We start from the raw sequence: 20,334 nt of genomic DNA, 5'->3' as shown, positions 1-20,334 counted from the left end.
CCTCCCTCCTTGCCCGGCAGTCCGCCACCCTGGTCGACGGGGCGTCCGCACCGTCGCCGGCCCTGTGCCACCGCCCGTCCCCAGAACGACGGCCCTCCCTGCAAGGCGGCCGCCGACCGGCTGCGTTGCAGGCACTCGCCCTCCCGGCTCCAGCACAGGCCACAACGGCCTCCGGGCCTCTTGGTCCTGCGCCATGCCAGAGGCCGCTGTGCAGCGTCGCCTTCAAGGAATTCGAGCGGACGTCGAGCCGGGCGAGCGCCTCACGGTCCGGCTCCTCGTCCACCCAGGCGCGCATGTCAGGTCCGACGCTCGCCGGGAACGCGTGGCTCTGGTTGCGGGAGCCGTTCGAAACGGCTCCCGCATGCCCCCTGGACGCCGTCGGGCTATTGCGGCCGACCGGTGCGATGTGCGAACCGGCGATCCGACCGCTCCGCCCGAGGGTCAGGTCGTGATCTCGATGTGGCGGGGCTTGGTCGCCTGTGTCTTGGGGACGGTCACGGTCAGGATCCCGTCGGACAGAGAGGCCCTCACCTGCTCGGAATCGACCTTGGCGGGCAGCAGAGCGCGGTACTCGAAGTGCCCGCTGCGGCGCGTGGCGCGGCGCAGGACGCCCTCGCGTTCGCGTTCCTTGAGCTCTCCGGTGACGCATAGTTCGCGTTCGCTGACCTCGACCTCGATGTCCTCGCGCTGGAGGCCGGGCAGCTCGCATTCGACCACGTAGGCGTCGTCGGTTTCGCTCAGGTCGGCCAGTGGCACCCAGGCCATGGTCTCGGTCCACCGGGGCGCGGTGGCCTCCAGGAACCGGTTCATCCTCTCGAACATTTCGCCGAAATCTGCGGCCGGCGGCTCCCCCCAGGGGAAGGCCCGCTCCAGCAGGCTGCCGTGCCGGTGCCGTACAGGCAGAGTCATCGCATCCACCTCCGGGGGAGGGACCGGGATCAAGACTGTCTGTTTCTTCCATCCTGCGCCGTGGCAGCCGGCCGGGCGACCGGGACGCCCGGCCTTGCCGCCCCGGGCGGGACAAGCCCTCCCCGGGCCATTCCGGTTCCAGTCCGCATGGTGAGATGGCTCACAGACGTGCGCCTCGACCGGCCGACTATGATCATGAAACGAAAGCGCTCAGCTCCGGTATTCATGCCATCCTCGCTTCCCGCGCGAGGCCGATCGCGCTGCGGCGGAAGCACGACCATTCTGAGCCCCCGCGTTCGCACGTCAGAATGCAAGGATTGGTGTGTACGTCACAGCCGGTTGGCTTGAACAGCACGGTGCTGTCAAGTCGTTAGGTCCTGGCGCCGAGCAACGGGCCGCCCCGCTCGGCGTCCCCGGCCGTCATGACGGCACAGCACGGCAAGCGCACCACCCCGCGGCGACCTCCCCGCCTGACGCACCGCCGGCAGCCCGCGCCCATCTTCGACACGCCTCGCGCCGCCGGGTACGACCCGGACGGGCCTCGCCCGCATACGGGCCTACGCCGGACCGGGCCTCCCTGTGCCCGCCCCGCCTCGCGCCCGTCGCCGGACCGTCCCTCTCCACACCCGCTCAGCCCCCTCGCTTCCGCGGCGCCCTGGCCTGAGCCCCTGCGCTCCCCGCTCTTCCCTTCCCCTCGCCGTCCAGCCTTTCCCCGGCCGGACGACCGTTTTTCCCAAAGTAAGGAACGCCACTTGGCAACCACAACACGGAACGCGACCAGCGATCCGGACCGCGTCAGCTTCCTGGAGGAGCTGTACCAGGGCCGCTTCCGCTGGGACCTCGTCCGCGACTTCCCCGTGCAGGACCCCGCGGACGCAGCGGCCGGCGACAAGCTGACCGAGGAGCTGACCGCCCTCGTACGTGAGCGGATCGACCCCGACGACGTCGACGCCCGGGCCGCCCTGCCCGACGGATTCCTCGACGAGCTCGGCCGGCGTGGTTACTTCGCACTGCAGGCCGACCCCGCCCTCGGCGGACACGCCCTGTCGCACTACAACACCTTCCGCACGGTGTCGGCGGCCGCCGCGCACAGCACACCGGTCGCCCTGTCCCTCGCCATCGAGAACGCGCTCGGCGCCGGGGCGTTCCTCGCCGTGGCGCCCGAAGGCCCGCTGCGCGAACTGCTCAGCGACGTCGTGCGCCGGGGAGCCCGCTCCGCCAGCGCGGACAGCGAACCCCAAGGGGCGGCCAACCAGCGCCGGTTCACCACCGCCACCCGCATCGAGGGAACCGACGACTACCTGCTCAACGGCAGCAAGGTCTTCGTCGGGCACGCGCCCGTCGCCGAGGTGGTCAGCGTCTCCGCCACGGTCAACGAGGACGGCGTCGACCGGGTGCGGATGTTCTTCGTGGGCACCGACAGCCCCGGAGTGACCAGCGGTGACTGGCACACGTACATGGGCATCAGGGGATTCCCCAACGGCTGGCTGGAGTTCAGGGACGTACGGGTGCGCGGCGGCCACATGCTCGTTGAGCGGGACCTCGGTCACGTCGTCCGCACCACCCCCGCCACCGCCCGGCTCGTCGGCCGCGGCAGAATGCACCTGATCGCGGCTCCGTCGCTCGCCGTCGCCCGGCTGTGCGTGGGCTGGATGCGCGACTTCGCCGCCCGACGAGTCATCGACGAGCGGCCGCTGGCGGAGTACGACGAGGTACGGCGGCGGCTCGCCGAGAGCCTGGCCGACACCTTCGCCATCGAGACCATGGCCCAGTGGTGCCTGCTCCCCGAGGACCAGGGCCGGGGCCTCAACCTCCGGTTCGAGCAGAACGCCGTCAAGAACGCCTCCTCGCTCCTCGCCTGGGACGTCGCCGAGCGCGCCATGTCCCTGCTGGCCGGGGAGGGGTACGAGACGGCGACCAGCAAGCGGCTGCGCGGCGCACCCCCCGTCCCCGTCGAACGCTTTCTGCGGGACCTGCGCAACCTGCGCATCTCCGGCGGTGTCGACTTCCAGATCGACAACTGGATCGGCCAGCGGGCGATCCTGTCGTACTACTACCCCGAGCCGGACCACGCCGCAGCGCTCGAAGGCGCGGACGAGGTTCCCCCGGACACCACCGGCACGGTCCTCACCAGCCGCAACCTCGGCCACCTGCGCTGGGCGGCGGAGCAGACCCGGGCCTTCGGACGCACCTGCCTCGCCCTGGCCCGCAGCCACCCCGACCGGGCGGAGCTCGACGCCGAGGAGCGCACTCTCATCCAACTCGCCGGGATCACCCGGGAGATCCTCGGCGTGACCCTCGTGCTCGCCCGCGCCTCCACGCTCTCGGCCGCCGGGGACGACAGCGCCCAGGCATTGGCCGACGTCTTCTGCACCGCCGCGCGGCAGCGGGTGACCGATCTCCTCGGCCGGCTCCAGAGCCCGCCCGGACCGGACATCGAGGCGGTCGCCTCTGCGTGGATGTCCGGTACCGCATACGCATTCCTCACCGCCGACAGCGCCCCGCGCTCGTCCCACGGTGGCAGCATCGAAAAGAGCACCTCATGAGCACCCCCACCCAGTACGTCCCGCTGACCGTGGGCCAGGAGGCGATGTGGGTCTCCTGGAAACTCGACCCCGAGCAGTGGACCCACATCATTCCCACCCCCTTCGAGGTGAGCGGCACCCTGGACCTCGACCGGCTGCGCCGCGCCGTCGCCGAGACGGGTGAGGCGTTCCCGCAACTGCGCGCCCGCGTGCGCCCGGGAACGGACGGTTCGGTCCTCGACTGGTCGGAAGCCCCGGAGATCCCCGTCCGACGCACGCGCACGGTGCAGGACCGCGACAGCGCGATCCGGGCCGCCTGGCAGACCCCCTTCGACCTGCGAGGCGGCCCCCTCGCCCGCGTCGACCTCATCGACGGCCCGGACTACACGGTCCTGCTGATCGCCGTGCACCACCTCGTCCACGATGGCGCCTCCGTCCTGCTGTTCCTGGACGCGCTGCGCGCCGCCTACCGCGGTGAGGAGCTTGCGCGTGAGGACCACGCCCCCGCGCTCGCCGCCTTCGCCGCCCATACGCGCGACCTCGCCGACGGCCCGCAGGGGGAGGAGCACCGGCTCCACTGGAAGGAGACCCTCGCCGACGGCGGCGGTGACTTCACCCTGCCCGCAGGACAGGAGGAACCCCGCTACACCGTCGTCAGCGAGGCCCTGCCGCCGGACCTCGCCGCCGCGCTGCGCGACCGCGCCGCCGAGTCCGGCATGTCATTCGTGACCGTGCTGATGGGTGCCTGGTTCGCGCTGCTGCGGCGCCACAGCGGCAGCACCGACGTGCTGTCGTTCCTGCCGTACCACGGCCGGGCACTGCCCGAAGTGCGCGACCGCGTCGGCTACTTCGTCAATGCCCTGCCGGTCCGCGTCCCGGTCCGCGCCGACGACCGCTACCGCGACCTGCTGGCCAGGGTGCGCGGCCGGGTCAAGGAGGCCCTCGCCCACGGCGACCTGCCGCTGCCCGCCATCATGCGCGCCGCCGGACTGACCGGCCCCGAGGCGCAGCGCCGCACCCACCAAGCGGTTTTCCAGTACTGGCACGCCGGTCTGCACGCTGACATCGATGTCCACGATGTCCGGCTGAGCCACGACGGCGGCGAGGCACGGCTGAGCCTGATGGACATGGAGAGCACCGCCGGCTTCCGCCTCGCCCTCATGGTCCGTCAGGACAGCTGCGGCACCCATCTGCTGTGGAAGGACCCGGCCGGTTCCCTCGGTGCCGCCGTGGTGCGCGCCATGGCCGGAGATTATCGGTCCATCCTGCGCGCGATCGCGGCCGACCCCGACGCTCCTCTCGCCGAGGTGCTGGCCTCCAACACCCCCGCCCGGCCCGCCGGCGCGGCCGGCCGATCCGCCGAGGAGTCGGCGGGCTCGGCGGAACTCGCTTTACGGATGGGGGAGATGGCGGAGGTCTGGCAGTCGGTCCTCGGTTCGGGTCCCGTCGGTGAAGAGGACTCGTTCTTCGAGCTGGGCGGACATTCGCTGCTGGCGGAGACACTGGTGGCCGCGGTGCGGGACCGCTTCCCGGGCACGTCGGCCCGGATCCGCACCCTGTTCGACCATCCGCGGCTCGCCGACTTCACCACCCATGTCCTCCCCGCCGCCGGGACCACCGAGGCCGCCCCGGTCCCCGCCCCGGTGCCACACACCGTTGCGGCCGCGGACACCTTCCCCGCCTCCAGTTTCCAGCGCCGGATATGGCTCGCCCAGCGGGTCGCGGGCGACCCGGCGGCGTACAACGTGCCCCTCGCCTGGCGCGTCGAGGAGCCCCTCGACGCGGATGCCGTCACCCGCGCCCTGGCCGCGACGATCACGCGCCACGAGATCCTGCGCACCGCCTTCCACGAGGTGGACGGCGATCTGACGCAGAGCGTCCGCGCCCCCTGGACGCCGCACGTGGAACGGGTCGACCTCAGCGGCCACCCCGACCCCGACAAGGCGCTCAACGCCTGGATCCGCACCGCTGCCCACGAGCCGTTCGACCTCACCACCGGCCGGCTGCTGACGGCCGCCCTCATCGAGCTCGGCGACGCCGGACAGGTGCTCTTCGTCTGCCTGCACCACCTGCTGTGGGACGGCGAGTGCGAGAACATCCTGCTCAAGGAGCTCGACGCCCACTACACGCAGCCGGGCGCGGCCGGCGCGGCCGAGCGGCCGTCCGGGTCCGACGCGACGGCCCCCGCTGCCGAGGACACCCGCCCCGCCTCCGCACACCAGGAGCGCATGTGGTTCGTCGACCGCTTCGAGACGGGCTACCTGTACCCGGCCGCGCCGACCTACCACAACCTGCCCCTCTTCCTGCGGCTGGAAGCCCTCCCGGGCCGCACCCGGCTCGCCGGGTCCGTCGCCGCCGTCGTCACCGCCCATGAGGCGCTGCGCACCGAACTGCTCGACGTGGACGGCCGGGCCGTCCAGCACGTGCGGCCCGAGGCGGCCGTGGTCCCCCAGTGGCTGCCCGCCGCCGGAGGCCCGGACCGCGACCGGCTGGTCCCGGACGCCCTGACCGCCTGGAGCCGCGAGCCGTTCGACCTCTGCTCCGGACCGCTGCTGCGGGTCGCCGTCCAGCCCGACGCCGACACCCCGGGCGGCTGGATCGCCCTCAGCGGACACCAGGCCGTCGTCGACCGCGTCTCGCTGCTCACCGTCGCCGAGCAGATCCTCGCCGGACCGGAGGGTGAGACACCTCTGCCGAGCAGCTACCGGAACTGGCTCGACGCCGACGACGAGGACACCCGCCGGGCCCACCTCGACGCCCGTGCCGCCGTGCTCCGGCCGCCGGCCGACCCGCTGCGGCTCCCCGAGCGCCGCACCCGCGACGCCGTCCACGTCTTCGAGGAGCGGTCGGTGGCGTTCACCCTCCCGTCCGGCCTCGGACTGCGCGCCGCCGCCGACCGCCTCGGCGCCGACGTGCCGGAGATCGCCCTCGCCGCCTTCGCCGCTCTGCTCCAGTGGTACTCCGGCCAGGAGGACATGGTGCTCGGCCTGTCCCACGCCGGACGGGACGAGCGGGACCGGCACGTCGTCGGCCCCCTCGGCAACCTGCTGCCCGTACGTCTGCGCCCGCGCGTCCGGCAGTCGTTCGCCGACCTCGTCGCCGACACCGCCGCCGAGACCGCGCACGCCCGCGCCCACGCCCGCGCCCCGTTCGACGAACTGGTGCGCGCCGTCGACCCGTCGAAGGACATGAGTCGCACGGCGCTCTTCGACGTGCTCTACAGCTACCTGCCCGCCGCGGCGCCCCTGCCGGGCCCGGACGGCGCCCTCGCGCACGTCGTGGACACGGCCGGCGGCCGCGGCAAGTACGACCTGCACCTCGCCCTCCAGCCCGACGGGGACGGCCACCGCGGCCATCTCGTCTACAACGGGCTGTACTTCGACCACGACCAGATCTCCGCCATGGCCGGGCACTACGTCACGGCCCTGCGGCAGCTCACCGAGCGCCCCGAGCGCGAGGTGTCCGGCATCGACCCGCTCTCGGAGCGGGAGCGCCACGTCCAGCTGAAGGTGTGGAACGCCACCGAGGCGTCGTACGAGGAGACCCCCGTCCACGAGCTGATCGCTCGTCAGGCGACCGCGCGGCCCGAGGCCACGGCGCTCACCGACGGCGACGTCACGGTCCGCTACGGCGACCTGATGGCAGACGCCCGCGCCGTCGCCCGGGGCCTGCTGGCCGCGGGCGTACGCCGGGGCGAACTCGTCGCGCTGCTGTTCCCGCGCGGCACCGACCAGGTGCGCGCGGTGCTCGGAACCCTGTTGGCCGGTGCGGCCTACCTGCCCATCGACCCGGCGATCCCCGCGGAGCGCCGCGCGTTCATCCTGTCCGACTCCGGTGTGCGCCTCGCGCTCGCGCCCCGCGCCGGCACCGGCGGTGACTTCGACGGGACGGCGCTCGCGCTGGACGCGCTGCTCGCCGCTCCCGCCGCCGAGGAGACCGCGCTCCCGGCCGTGCCACTGGACTCGCCCGCCTACTGCATCTACACCTCCGGCACCACCGGCCGTCCCAAGGGCGTGGTGCTCACCCACCGCAACCTGGTGCGGCTGCTCGACAACGACCGGCTGCCGTTCTCCTTCGGGCCCGCCGACGTCTGGACCATGTTCCACTCCTACGCCTTCGACTTCTCCGTGTGGGAGCTGTTCGGCGGCCTGGTGCACGGCGGCCGGGTCGTGCTCGTCTCCGAGGACGAGACCCGGGACCCGGGCCTCTTCTTCGACCTCCTCCAACGCGAACGCGTCACCGTGCTCAACCAGACGCCCAGCGCGTTCCGCCGTCTGCTCGGCCTGCGCCCCACGACCCCGGACGGGCTGTCCGCCCTGCGCTGCGTCGTCTTCGGCGGCGAAGCGCTGCGCCCGGGGACGCTGACCGAGTGGTCGGAGCGCTTCCCGCACGTTCGCCTCGTCAACATGTACGGCATCACCGAGACCACCGTGCACGCCAGCGTGCGCACCGTCACCCGCGCCGACATGGAGACGGACACGAGCGTGGTGGGCACCCCGATCCCCACCACCCGCCTCTACCTGCTCGACCGCCACACCGGCCGTCGCCTGCTGCCCGTCGGCGCCGTCGGCGAGATCTACGTCGCCGGCGACGGAGTGGCCGGAGGTTATCTGGGCCGGCCCGAACTGACCGCCCAGCGCTTCGTGCCCTCACCTTTCGGCGACGGCACCCTGTTCCGCAGCGGCGACCTCGCCGCCCACCTGCCCGACGGCTCCCTGCGGTTCATCGGCCGCGCCGACTCCCAGGTACAGCTGCGCGGTTACCGCATCGAGCCGGGAGAGGTACAGACCGCGCTGTGCGGGCACCCGGACGTCCGCGACGCGGTCGTGTTCGCCGAGGACGACCGGCTCGTCGGCGTCGTACAGAGCGAACAGGCCCTGAGCACCACGGAGTTGCGCGGACACCTCTCGCAGCGGCTGCCCTCGTACATGGTGCCCTCGCTGTTCCACGTCGTGCGGACCATCCCGCTGACGGTCAACGGCAAGGTCGACGTGAAGGAACTGCGCGCGCGGACGGCCGAGGCGGCCGCCCCCGCGCGGCGCGAGCCCCGCACCGGCACAGCCGCCGAACTCGCCACCGTGTGGTGCGATCTGCTCGACGTGCCTGCCGTCGGCGAGGACGACTCGTTCTTCGGCCTCGGCGGGCACTCCATGCTCGTCGTCCGCCTCATCGGTGAGATCGCCGACCGGTTCGGCGCCGAGCTGCCGATCAAGACCCTCTTCGAGACGCCACGACTGGGCGACCTCGCCGACCTCATCGACGCGGCCCCCGGCCGCCGCGGCACCGCCCCCGCCGCTCCGGAGCCCACCGTACGGCGCGAGCCGGCCCCCGCCGCTCCCGCGCCTGCCGCACGGCACGAGCAGGCCCCGGCTCCTCCCGCCGTACCGGCCGCTTCCACCCCTTCCGCCGCGCCCCGCCCCGTGACGGCCGGCACCGACCCGTCGGCGGCCGACGACGAGTCGCCCGCGAGCGCGTTCCAGCGCCGCATGTGGCTGGCGGAACAGATGAGCCAGGGCGCGCCCGCACACGTCTCCCTCGGCTGGACCGTCACCGGCGTCCTGGACATCGACGTCCTGGAAGACGCGCTGGCCCGCCTGATCACCGGGCACGAGATCCTGCGCACCGCCTTCCGCATGCGGGGCGGCACCGTCCGCCAGGTCGTCCAGCAGCCCTGGCGGCCGCGCGTGCACACCTTCGTGGCCGAGGACGGCGACGGTCCCGAAGAAGCCGCCGCCCGGTGGCTCGACGAGGCAGCCGGCCGCCCCTTCGACCTCGCGTCCGGACAACTGCTGCGCGCCGCCGTCGCCGACTGCGGTCCACGCGGCACCGCGTTCATGCTCTGCGTGCACCACCTCGTCGTGGACGGCGAGTCCGTACGCGTCCTCATCAGCGAGCTGGAGCGCTGCCACCGCGACAGCCTCGCCGGAGTGCCCTCCGCGCCCCCCGCACTCCAGTACCGTGCCCACACGGCCGCAGCCGAAGTCCCCGGCGACGCACGCCGCGACGCCGACCTCGCCTTCTGGCAGGAGCGGCTCCAGGGCTGGCCGACTCGGCCCGGCCTGCCCGCCCCCGAGCGGCCCGAGGCCCACGGAGCGGTCCGGATCGCCCTGCCCGGCGGCCTGCTCGGCCGGCTGCAGCCGGTCATGGCCGAACACGGCGCGAGCTGGTTCATGATCATGGCGGCAGCCCTGGCGACGGCCCTGCACCGCTGCGGCGGCATGCCCGCGCTGACCTTCGGCGTCCCCGCCAGCATCCGCGACACCGCCTCCGCCGACCTGCTGGGCCCCTGCCTCAACCTCGTCGTGCTCCGCTCGGCCCAGACCGCCGACACCACCGCCCGCGACGCCTTGTCCGCCATGCGCACCGAGGTGCTCGACGCCTTCGAACACGCCCGCGCCCCCTTCGACGAGGTCCTGGCCCGGCTCCGGCCGGAACAGACGGCCGGCAGCGCGCCGTACACCGACGTCGTGCTCAACATGAACCTGCGCGGCGACAGGCGCGCGGTACTCGGCGAAGCCGAACTGCGGCCGGTGTCCGACGAGTCGATGTGGCTCCGCGAGGTCAAGTTCGGCGCCACGCTGACCGTGATGGAGCAGGACGGCGAACTCGGCGCCGTACTCTCCCACCGGGGCGAGCAGGTGTCCGCCGCCGACGCCGCCCGTCTGGCGGATGCCGTCGCCGCCTACCTCGTCGAACTCTCGACGGACGTGCTGCCGCCGCAGTACCGGGACTTCGTCCGCGCTCAGAGCGCGGCCCGCTTCTCCGGTCGGCACGAGGCCTCCCTCGCCTTCTGGCAGGAGCGGCTGAAGGGCGCTCCCGCCTACCTGGAACTGTCCGCGCCCGAGGAGCCCGCCCCGCACGGCGTGATCGACCTGGCGCTGCCCGAGGGAGGGGGGGAGCGCCTGCGCACCCTGCACGAGAGGCACGGCATCTCGCCGTTCATGACGGCCGCCACCGCGCTGGCCGTCCTGCTGCACCGCCGCACCGGCGCCGACGACGTGGTCATCAGCGGTCCCATGACCAACCGGGGACGCAACGGACTCGCGGACGTGTTCGGGCCCTGCCTGAACACCGTCCCGCTGCGCTCCCGGCTCCGCCCCGGCGCCACGGTGCGCGACACGCTGGAGGCCATGCGGGACGAGACGCTGGGGGCGTTCGCGCACGGCGAGGTCCCCTTCGAGGACGTCATCGACCGGCTCAACCCGCCCCGCAGGCCGGGCCGCACGCCCTACGGCGACGTCAGCCTGTCCTTCAGCACGGCCGCGGCACGTCCCCGCACCCTCGGCGGGCGCACCCTCAGCGCCGTTCCAATCGACGGCGAGGACGCCGCCTACACCGGCAAGCTCGGCCTGACCGTCGCACTCGCCCTCGACGGCGCCCACCTGCGCGGCCGCATGTCCTACCACGGCGGCCTGCTTCGCCGCGCGGACGTCGAGCAACTGGCCGGCACCCTGGCCACTCTGCTGGACCGGCTGCCCGACAGCCTCGACATGCCCGTGGCCGCGCTCGACCTGCTCGCGCCCGAGGAGACGGAGCGCATCCGCGCCTGGGAACACGGTCCCCGGCCGGGACCGGTCACGACCGTCCCGGCGCTCGTCCTGCACCAGGCCCGCACCCGCCCCGGCGCCCCGGCCGTGGAGAGCACCCGCGGCACGCTCGACTACGGCGGCCTCGTGCGCCGCGCCCGCGCGCTCGCCACGGCCCTGAGGCCGCACCTGTCGGACGAGGCGCCCACGGTCGCCCTGCTCCTCGAACGCGGCGAGGACTTCGTCGTCGCCATGCTCGCCGCCTGGTTCGCCGAAGCCGCGTTCTGCCCGCTCGACCCGTCCTGGCCGACCGCACGCCAGGAGTACGTCCTCGACGATGTACGCGCCGACGTAGTGCTGACCCGCGCCGGGACCGCACTGCCGGCGACCGGCGCGGCCACGGTCGTCGACGTCGCCGAGGTACCGGACGCCGAGCACACCGAGCACACCGAGGACCTGCCCGACTGGTCCGCCGACGCCCGGGCCTACGTCATCTACACCTCGGGCACCACCGGCAAGCCCAAGGGCGTCGCCGTCCGGCACGGCGGGCTCGCCAACCTGGTGCGCTCCGCCGCCTCGACCCTGGGCCTCGGCGCCGGGGACCGCTGCTCCCACCTGCTCAGCGTGAGCTTCGACTCCTCCCAGATGGAGGTCTGGCAGGCCCTCGCCAACGGCGCCTGCCTGGTCCCGTACGAGAAGCCCGTCACCCCCTCCACGCTCGGCGCGTGGCTGGACGCCAAGGGCGTGACGGCGGCGTTCTGCACGACCGCGCTGGCCGAGGCCATGTGGAGCACCAGCACCACCACGCCCCGCGTCCTGCGCTGGCTGAGCATCGGCGGCGCCGCGCTCTCCCAGCGTCCGCCGGCCCGGCTGCCCTACCGGGTGCTCAACTCATACGGCCCGACCGAGAACACCGTCGCCTCCTCCGAGCACATCGTGGACAGTGCCGGCACCGCCCCGCTGAACTGCATCGGCCGCCCCCTGCCCGGGGTGCGGATGCTCGTCCTCGACGCGGCCGCGCAGCGTGTACCGCTCGGCACCGTCGGCGAGATCCACCTCGCCGGTGACAGCCTCGCCGAGGGATACCTGCACCGGCCCGAACTGACCACGGAGCGCTTCCGCACGATCGAGCTGGACGGCGGCCCGCTGCGCGTCTACCGCACCGGTGACCTCGGCCGCCGGCTGACCGACGGCTCCGTCGAGTACCTGGGCCGGGCCGACCGCCAACTCAAGCTGCGCGGATACCGCGTCGAGCCAGGCGAGATCGAACACTTCCTCCAGCAGCAGCCCGAGGTCGCCCAGGCGGCCGTCACGGGAGACCCGCACCGCACACCGGCCCTCGTCGCCTACGTGACCCCGCGCGGCGACCGCACCCCCGACAGCGCCGAGCTGCTGCGCCGCGCACGGGCGGAGCTGCCCGCGTACATGGTGCCGGAGGCCGTGGTGGTCCTGGCCGCCCTGCCCCTGACCACCAGCGGCAAGGTCGACCACGCCGCCCTGCCGCGCCCCGAGCGCGCCGACCTCGTCGGCAACGTCGGACACGTCGCGCCGGGCAACGACACCGAACGCAAGGTCGCCGCGCTCTGGTCGGAGGTCCTGGGGCTGCCCGAGATCTCGGTCCACGACACCTTCTTCGACCTGGGCGGCAACTCCCTGGCGCTGGCCAAGCTGCACAGCAGGATCGTCGCCGCCTTCGGCCGGGAACTGCCCATCACCGCGCTGTTCGAGCACCCGACCGTGTCCGCCCTGGCCCGCGCGCTCGGCGCGGCCACCGAGCCCGGCCGCCCCGCCGGGAACCCGGACGGGCCCGGGCACCCGAAGCGGCCGGTCCGGTCGGGCCGGCGCGGCCGTCGCCGCCCCCGCACGGCGGGAGGCGAGTGACCGTGACCACGGGAACCACCCCCGCCACCCCGGCCGGATCCGCGCCCGGCGTCTGGAGCCACCCCACGCTGCGCGTGCTCCTCGCCGCGGAGACCACGTCCATGCTCGGCACCCAGCTCAGCGCCGTCTCCATGCCCTGGCTGGTGCTCCAGCTCACCGGTTCCGCCGGTGACATGGGTCTGGTCATGGCGGCCCAGCTCGCCGCGATCGCGGTGTTCGGCTTCTTCGGCGCCTCCTGGACCGGCCGGATCGGGCCCAGGCGGATCATGCTCATCGGGGACACCGTCCGCGGCCCGCTCGTGGCGCTGCTCCCGGTGCTGTACTACCTGCACTGCCTGAACACGGCCACCTTCGTGGTCGTCATGTTCGCCATCGGCGCCTTCTACGCGCCGTACCTGGCGAGCCAGCAGGCCATCCTGCCGAGCGTCGTCGGCGATGACGAACAACTTCTCGGCCGGGCCAACGCCGCCCTGCACAGCGCGACCCGGCTCAGCGTCCTGCTGGGCCCCACGCTCGGCGGCCTCCTCATCTCCCTGTTCGGCGCCCCCACCGTGCTCCTCGTGGACGCGGTGTCGTTCGCCGCCTCGGCGCTCCTGCTGAGCCGGCTCCTGCCGCGCACCCCGCCGCAGGCGCCGGCGCCCCGCCGGTCCCCGACGGCCGCGCTGCGCCTGCTGCTGTCGGACCGGCTGCTGCGCAGCTGGTCGGCGGGCCTGGCGCTCGGGGAGATGGCCTGGCAGGCGATGTTCGCGCTGCTCCCGGTGATCGCCGTGACGCGCGAGGGCGGCTCGTCCGTCGTCGCAGGCGCTCTGCTGACCGCCTTCGGCGGCGGAGCCCTGACCGGCACCCTCCTGGCCGGACGGCTGATGCGCAGGGTGCCCCCGCGCACCCTCGCCCTCACCGGCAGGGTGGGCCTCGGCGTGGCGTTCTTCGCGCTGCCGCTGCACCTCGAACTGCCGGGCCTGGTGTGCCTGCTGGTCTTCGCCGGACTGCTCAATGGCGTCTCCAACGCACCGGTCGCCACCGTCCGCGTCCTGCGCATCCCGCAGGACCGGCGGCCGGAGGCGCTCACCGTCGCGACGGCCCTGGCGCTCCTGGGCGGCACGGTCGGCTGGATCCTGTCCGGCACGGTCGCCCAGCGGGCGGGGATCACCCCCGTCTTCTGGGGCCTGGCCGCCCTCCAGGCCCTCGCCGCCGCCCTGTTCGTCATCGGTGCCCTGGGCACCCAGGGCGCCCCGGCCCCCTCCGCTACTTCCGCACACCCCACGAAGGACTCTCGATGACCGACAACGGACCGGAAGACCAGGACCACCTCGTCGCGGTGGTGGGCATGGCCGGCCGGTTCCCCGGTGCTCCTGACGTGGAGCACTTCTGGGAGAACCTGCTCGCGGCCCGGGAGACGATCACCGTGCTCCCCGACCGTGCCGACCCCGCCCACCCCGAGTTCGTCCCCGCCTACGGCGTCCTCGACGCCGTGGGCGACTTCGACGCGGCCTACTTCGGGCTGTCCGCCCACGACGCGCTGATCACCGACCCGCAGCAGCGGCTGCTGCTGGAGTGCGCCCACGAGGCCCTCGAACGGGCCGGGCACGCCGGCGTGGACCGCCCGGTGACCGGCGTGTACGTCGGTACGGGCGGCAACGGCTACGCGGAGGCCGTGCGGGCCCGCCTCGACGAGATGCCGTTCCTCGACGAATGGCGGGTGCGCCAGGCCACCGCCCCCGACTTCGCCGCCACCCGCATCGCGTACCACCTGGACCTGACCGGTCCCGCGATGACCGTGCAGACCGCCTGCTCCACCTCCCTGGTGGCCGTTCACCTCGCCGTGCAGGCGCTGCTGAACGGCGAGTGCGACCTGGCCGTCGCGGGCGGCGGCACCGTCGCGCCCCACCTGCCCGCCATGCGCTACACACCCGGTGGCATCGTCGCGGCCGACGGACACTGCCGCGCCTTCGACGCCGACAGCGACGGCACGGTCTCCGCCAGTGCGGTCGGCGTGGTCGTCCTGCGCCCCCTGGCGGACGCCCTCGCCGACGGCGACCACGTCCACGCGGTGATCCGCGGCTCGGCCGTCAACAACGACGGGCGCCACAAGGCGGGCTTCACCGCCCCCAGCGTCGTGGGCCAGGCCGAAGTGGTCCGCACCGCCCACGAGGTCGCCGGCATCGAACCCCACGAGGTCGGCTACGTCGAGGCCCACGGCACTGGCACCGCGCTCGGCGACCCCATCGAGGTCGCCGCGCTCACCCACGCCTTCGGGACCGGCGAGGACCGTCAAGCCCCCTGCCTCATCGGCTCGGTGAAGACCAACATCGGGCACGCGGACGCGGCGGCGGGCGTCACCGGCTTCATCAAGGCCGTCCTCAGCGTCGAGCACGGTGTCATCCCGGCGACCCTGCACTACCAGCGGCCCAATCCGGCCGTCGACTTCGACACCTCCTCCTTCGAGGTCAACGCCACCGCCCGCGCGTGGCCGACGGACGGACCGCGGATCGCCGGCGTCAACGCACTCGGGGTCGGCGGCACCAACGCCCACGTCGTCCTCGAACAGGCTCCGCACCGCGAGGAGTCCGCGCCGTCCACCGGCCATGAGCTTCTGCTCGTCTCCGCCAAGACCCCGGCCGCCGCCGAGACCGCCGCGGACCGCCTGGCCGACCACCTTGCCGCGCACCCGGGGACGCACCTGGGCGACGCCGCCCGGACCCTCCAGGTGGGCCGGACACACCACGCCCACCGCAGGTTCGTGGTGGCGTCCACCACACAGGAGGCGGTGACCGCGCTGCGCGGTCGCGCCGACGCCTCCGGGACGGGTGCACACTCCGACGCCGAACTGGTCTTCATGTACCCCGGCCAGGGCGGCCAGCACCTGGGTATGACGGCCGAACTGTACGACGGGCGGCCCGCGTTCCGGCGTGCCCTGGACGAACTCGCCGACGCCGTCGCCGGTTCGCTCGGTTTCGACCTCCGTGAAGTCCTCTACCCCCGCACGGACAACGAAAGGGCGGTCGCGGCCGGGCGGCTGGCGACCATCGAGGTCGGCCAGCCGGCGGTGTTCGCCGTGCAGTACGCCACCACCCGCCTGCTGGACTCCTGGGGCCTGCGGCCGAGCGCCGTCACCGGACACAGCCTCGGCGCTTACGCCGCTGCCTGCGCGGCCGGCGTGTTCGCCCCGGCGGACGCGTTCCGGCTGGTCGCCGAACGAGGACGGCTCCTCGGCACCGTGCCGGCCGGCGCGATGGCCGCGGTGCGCCTGCCCGAGGAGGAGGTGCTCGGGCTGCTCCCCGCCGACATCACCGTCGGCGCGGTCAACGGCCCCGGCCAGTGCACGGTCACCGGTCCGGCCGCCTCCGTGGCGCGCTTCGCGCGGGAGCTGACCGACCGCGGGCTGGAGGCGCGGGTGCTGCGCATCGCCACCGCGGGCCACTCACCCCTGGTCGATCCGGTCACCCAGCGCTTCGCCGAGGCCGTCGAGGCGCTGCCGCGCGAGCGGCCGACGCTGCCGGTGCTGTCGGACACCACCGGAGCGTGGGCCGACGAGGAGGACGTGCGCACGTCGCGGTACTGGGTGCGGCACATGCGCGAACCCGTCCGCTTCGGAGAGGCGCTGGACACCCTGTTCGGCGCCCCGGACCGCGTCCTCGTCGACATGGGTCCGGGCCGCACCCTGGCCACGCTGACCCGCCAGCACGCCGCCTACGACAGCAAGCAGACCGTCGTACGCCTCGCCCCGCACCCGGCGGAGGAGGCGTCCGAGACGGCGGTGCTGCTGGCCGGCGTCGGCGAGATGTGGGCCCGGGGGGCGCACCCCGGCTTCGCCGCCCTGCAGAACGACGGGCCCCGGCGCCGGATCGCGTTGCCGACCTACCCGTTCGAACGCCGCCATCACCTCGTGCCGCCACCGACCCCGTTCACGCCGACCGCCACGACGCCACTCACGCCCACTCCCATGGCCTCGCCGATCTCCATGCCCAAGGCGTCGGCCACCGGGCTGCCGGCCGAGCCGGGGGAGGCAGCCACCGGCGTGCCGGAGGCTGCGGCCGACGTACCGGCCGGCGTCCCCGCGCCGGAACACCCGCCCGTCCTCCAGGCCGTGCTCACCGCCTTCGGGCAGGCCCTCGGCTACCCGGACATCGACCCGCAGGACGGACTGTTCGACCTCGGAGGCGACTCGCTGACCGCCACCAAGCTCGCCGCCTGGGCCGGCTCCACCTTCCACCTCACCGTCAAAGCCTCGGACGTCCTGCGCTTCCAAAGCCCGTCGTCGTTCGCCGCGCTCATCGAGGAGCGCGGGGCCGGCGCTTCTGCCGAGGACAAGGAGAACCCGACCTCATGACCACGTGCCCTCCCGCCCGACTGCTCGGCGGCACCCCCGCCCGGCGCAACCCCTGGCTGAACGGCCGTCCCCTCACGGCGACCCCCGAGCGCCATCTGTACTGCTTCCCCCACTCGGGCGGGCTCCCGGGCGAGTACGTCCGCTGGGACCGGCACTTGAGCGGCACTCAGGTCTACGGCGTCTGCATGCCGGGCCGCGGCGGCCGGGCCGCCGAACCGGCCCTGACCGACCTGAACGCCGTGGTCCACGCCTTGCTGGCGGAGACGCAGTTCGTCGCCCCCTACGACCTGTTCGGACACAGCCTCGGCGCGCTGGTCGCGTACGAGGCGACGCGCGAACTGGCCGCCCGGGGACTGCCGCTGCCCGAACGGCTCGTCGTCTCGGCGTTCCCGGCTCCCCACCTGCCGCGCCACGGGGCCCAGCTGTCCGGCCTGCCGGACGAGGAGCTGATCGCGGTCCTGAACGAGCGCTACGGTGGCATCCCGCCCCAGATCGCTGCCGACCCCGATCTGTTGGCGCTGCTGCTGCCAGCGTTCCGCGCCGACTTCGCCCTGCTCGAGCATTACCGGTACCGGGAGTCCGCGCCGCTTTCGGTCCCGCTCGTCGTCCTCGGCGGGGAGGCCGACAGCGTCACCGCGGACCAGCTCGACGCGTGGGACCGGCACAGCACCGCGCCCGTACGCCGGCACGCCTTCTCCGGCGGTCACTTCTATTTCCGTGACGACATGGCAGCGGTCGCCGCCGTACTGGCTCCCTGAGCGCCCGTCCCCGGCGCGGCGACGAAAGGGCTCGTCCCGACCTCGCGGCGCCGGGGCCCCGGCCCCCCTCGACGTGCCCCTGAGCGCCGCCGCGACCGCCAGCCCAGCGTGCGGTCACTGCGTCCCGGAGATCCGCGGCCAGTCTGCTCCGCGAGCCCTGGACATCCCTGGTTCCCTCCCCCTTCGCGCCCCACCCCGCGGGCATCGTGCAGGTTGTGGACCAGGGGGGATCACCGGGATGCCGATCACCTGAGGAGGGAGAGCGGGCGTACCACCCTGGTAGGGCCTCCCGGGTGTACCGCCCTCGCCCGTTACGGACCCGAGGCAGCCGAGCGGGGTCGAGAGCGCGGAGCGGGCCCAGTGCGCGGCGGATGCCGGGGGGCCGGGTGCCACGTGGGCGGGGCGCCCTCCGTAACGGCAGGACGCCTGCTGCCACCGCGGCGGAGCCGACGACCATGGAAAGCGCCGCAGGCAGGCGCGTAGTACCGAGGTACTACGCGCCGCGCGCTGTTCAGCCTCCCGGTACCACCGGATCGCGGTGATTCGCCTCTTAGCGTTGCGGGTGAGGCGTCGGAGGTGTGGACGCCGGCCCCCGACAGGGAGAACGCGAATGATCGACGCACGGCGGTTGACCAAGAGGTACGGCGAGAAGACGGCCGTCGACGGGCTGGACTTCGTCGTGAAGCCCGGCACGGTGACCGGCTTCCTGGGGCCCAACGGAGCGGGCAAGTCCACGACCATGCGCATGATCGTCGGCCTCGACGCCCCGACGAGCGGCTCCGTCACCGTGAACGGCCACCCCTACGCCCGCCACCAGGCCCCGCTCCAGGAGGTCGGCGCTCTGCTGGAGGCGAAGTCGATCCACCCGGGCCGTTCGGCGTACAACCATCTCAGGGCACTCGCGCTGACCCACGGCATCCCCGGCGGCCGGGTCGACGAGGTCATCGAGCTCGCCGGACTGGGCAGTGTGGCGAAGAAGCGGGCCGGCGCCTTCTCCCTCGGCATGGGCCAGCGGCTGGGCATCGCGGCGGCGCTGCTGGGCGACCCGCAGACGGTGATGCTGGACGAGCCGGTCAACGGGCTGGACCCGGAGGGCGTGCTCTGGATCCGCAACCTGCTCAAAGGGCTCGCCGACCAGGGGCGCACGGTCTTCGTGTCGTCGCACCTGATGAGCGAGATGGCCCTGGTCGCGGACCACCTGATCATCGTGGGCCGGGGGCGGCTGCTGGCCGACACGACCGTGGCGGACCTGATCCGCGAGGCGGGCGGTGACACGGTGAAGGTGGCGACGCAGGACCCGGCGCGGCTGCGGGACGTGCTGGCGGGACCGGGCGTCGAGGTCACCGGCCGGATCGGTTCCGAGGAGCTTCAGGTGAGCGGCCTGACCGCCCGGGAGATCGGACTCAGGGCCGCCGAACACGGCATCGCGCTGTTCGAGCTGAGCGCGCGGTCCGTGTCGCTGGAGGAGGCGTTCATGGACCTGACCAGGGATGCCGTGGAGTACCACGGCTCCACGACCGGCGTCGACACCCTCGGGAGGCCCGCATGAGCACCCTCACCGCGACGGCGGAGGAACCCAGGACCGCCCCCGCCCGCCCCGCCTACCGGGTGACCGGGCGGCGCGTGCTCGCCTCCGAGTGGGCCAAGCTGTGGTCCCTGCGCTCGACCTGGATCACCCTGGGCCTCGGCCTGCTGTTCCTGGTGGCCTTCGGCCTGATCGCCGCGAGCCGCTACAAGTCCGAGATCGGCTCCGGCCACATGGACCGGGACTTCGCCGCCTCGACGGCCGTCAGCCTGTCCCTCTTCGGCACGAACTTCGCCCAACTGGCCCTGGGCGTCCTCGGTGTGCTGGTCACGGCGGGCGAGTACTCGACCGGCCTGATCCGCTCGACGCTCGCAGCGGTGCCCCGCCGGTTGCCCGTGCTGTGGTCCAAGGCGGCCGTGTTCGGGCTGGTCGCGCTGGTCGTGGGAACGCTGGGAGGCTTCGTCGCCTTTCTGATCGGGAGCGGGATCGTCTCGGGCACGCCCGCGGCCATGAGCCTTTCGCACGCGGGTGTCCTGCGGAGCCTGCTGGGCGCGGGGCTCTACCTCGGCCTGGTCGGGGTGATCGGCACCGCCCTGGGCGCGCTGCTGCGGTCGGTGGCCGGCGGGATCTCGGTGCTGGTGGCCACCCTGATGCTGATCCCGGGACTGATCTCCCTGCTGCCCAGCTCCTGGCAGAACGACATCAGCCCGTACCTGCCGTCCAACGCGGGCGAGGCGATGTTCGCCCTGACGCACGACTCCATGACCCTGTCACCGGGCGCCGGACTGCTGGTCTTCCTCTGCTGGACGGCGCTGGCGCTGGGCGGAGCGGCCTACCGCCTCGTGCGCACGGACGTCTGACGGCCTCACCATGGACGAGT

The 20,334-nt window shown here is 73.5% G+C and carries 8 protein-coding genes; 7 read left to right on the top strand and 1 reads right to left on the bottom strand.

Annotation, left to right across the window (positions count from 1 at the left end):
- Window positions 1-441: 441 nt before the first annotated feature.
- Window positions 442-909 (bottom strand): Hsp20/alpha crystallin family protein, encoded by a 468-nt coding sequence (locus IE239_RS35550; protein ID WP_190153609.1) that lies wholly within the window; start codon window positions 907-909, stop codon window positions 442-444.
- Between the two features lie 752 nt (window positions 910-1,661).
- Between IE239_RS35550 and IE239_RS35545 the strand changes: the two genes are divergently transcribed.
- From IE239_RS35545 to IE239_RS35515, 7 genes are all read left to right on the top strand, one after another.
- Window positions 1,662-3,455, top strand: a complete 1,794-nt coding sequence (locus IE239_RS35545; protein ID WP_190153608.1) for an acyl-CoA dehydrogenase family protein — start codon at window positions 1,662-1,664, stop codon at window positions 3,453-3,455.
- Window positions 3,452-12,841 (top strand): non-ribosomal peptide synthetase, encoded by a 9,390-nt coding sequence (locus tag IE239_RS35540; RefSeq protein WP_190153607.1) that lies wholly within the window; start codon window positions 3,452-3,454, stop codon window positions 12,839-12,841. Before IE239_RS35545 ends, IE239_RS35540 begins: the two co-directional genes overlap by 4 nt.
- A gap of 2 nt (window positions 12,842-12,843) precedes the next feature.
- Complete coding sequence (locus tag IE239_RS35535; RefSeq protein WP_190153606.1) at window positions 12,844-14,121, top strand: MFS transporter; 1,278 nt, start codon at window positions 12,844-12,846, stop codon at window positions 14,119-14,121.
- On the top strand, window positions 14,118-17,171 hold the full coding sequence (locus tag IE239_RS35530) for a type I polyketide synthase (protein ID WP_190153605.1): 3,054 nt from the start codon (window positions 14,118-14,120) through the stop codon (window positions 17,169-17,171). Before IE239_RS35535 ends, IE239_RS35530 begins: the two co-directional genes overlap by 4 nt.
- Window positions 17,168-17,929: a thioesterase II family protein gene (locus IE239_RS35525; protein WP_190153604.1), complete on the top strand. Its 762-nt coding sequence runs from the start codon at window positions 17,168-17,170 to the stop codon at window positions 17,927-17,929. Before IE239_RS35530 ends, IE239_RS35525 begins: the two co-directional genes overlap by 4 nt.
- A gap of 610 nt (window positions 17,930-18,539) precedes the next feature.
- Window positions 18,540-19,478, top strand: a complete 939-nt coding sequence (locus IE239_RS35520) for an ABC transporter ATP-binding protein (RefSeq protein WP_190153603.1) — start codon at window positions 18,540-18,542, stop codon at window positions 19,476-19,478.
- Window positions 19,475-20,314 carry an ABC transporter permease gene (locus IE239_RS35515; RefSeq protein WP_190153602.1) on the top strand — a complete coding sequence of 280 codons (840 nt, stop codon included), beginning with the start codon at window positions 19,475-19,477 and terminating at the stop codon, window positions 20,312-20,314. Before IE239_RS35520 ends, IE239_RS35515 begins: the two co-directional genes overlap by 4 nt.
- Window positions 20,315-20,334: the final 20 nt, after the last annotated feature.

The sequence above is a fragment of the Streptomyces humidus genome, from assembly GCF_014649655.1.
Lineage (GTDB): Bacteria > Actinomycetota > Actinomycetes > Streptomycetales > Streptomycetaceae > Streptomyces > Streptomyces humidus.
This window is presented reverse-complemented; position numbering and strand designations above follow the sequence as displayed.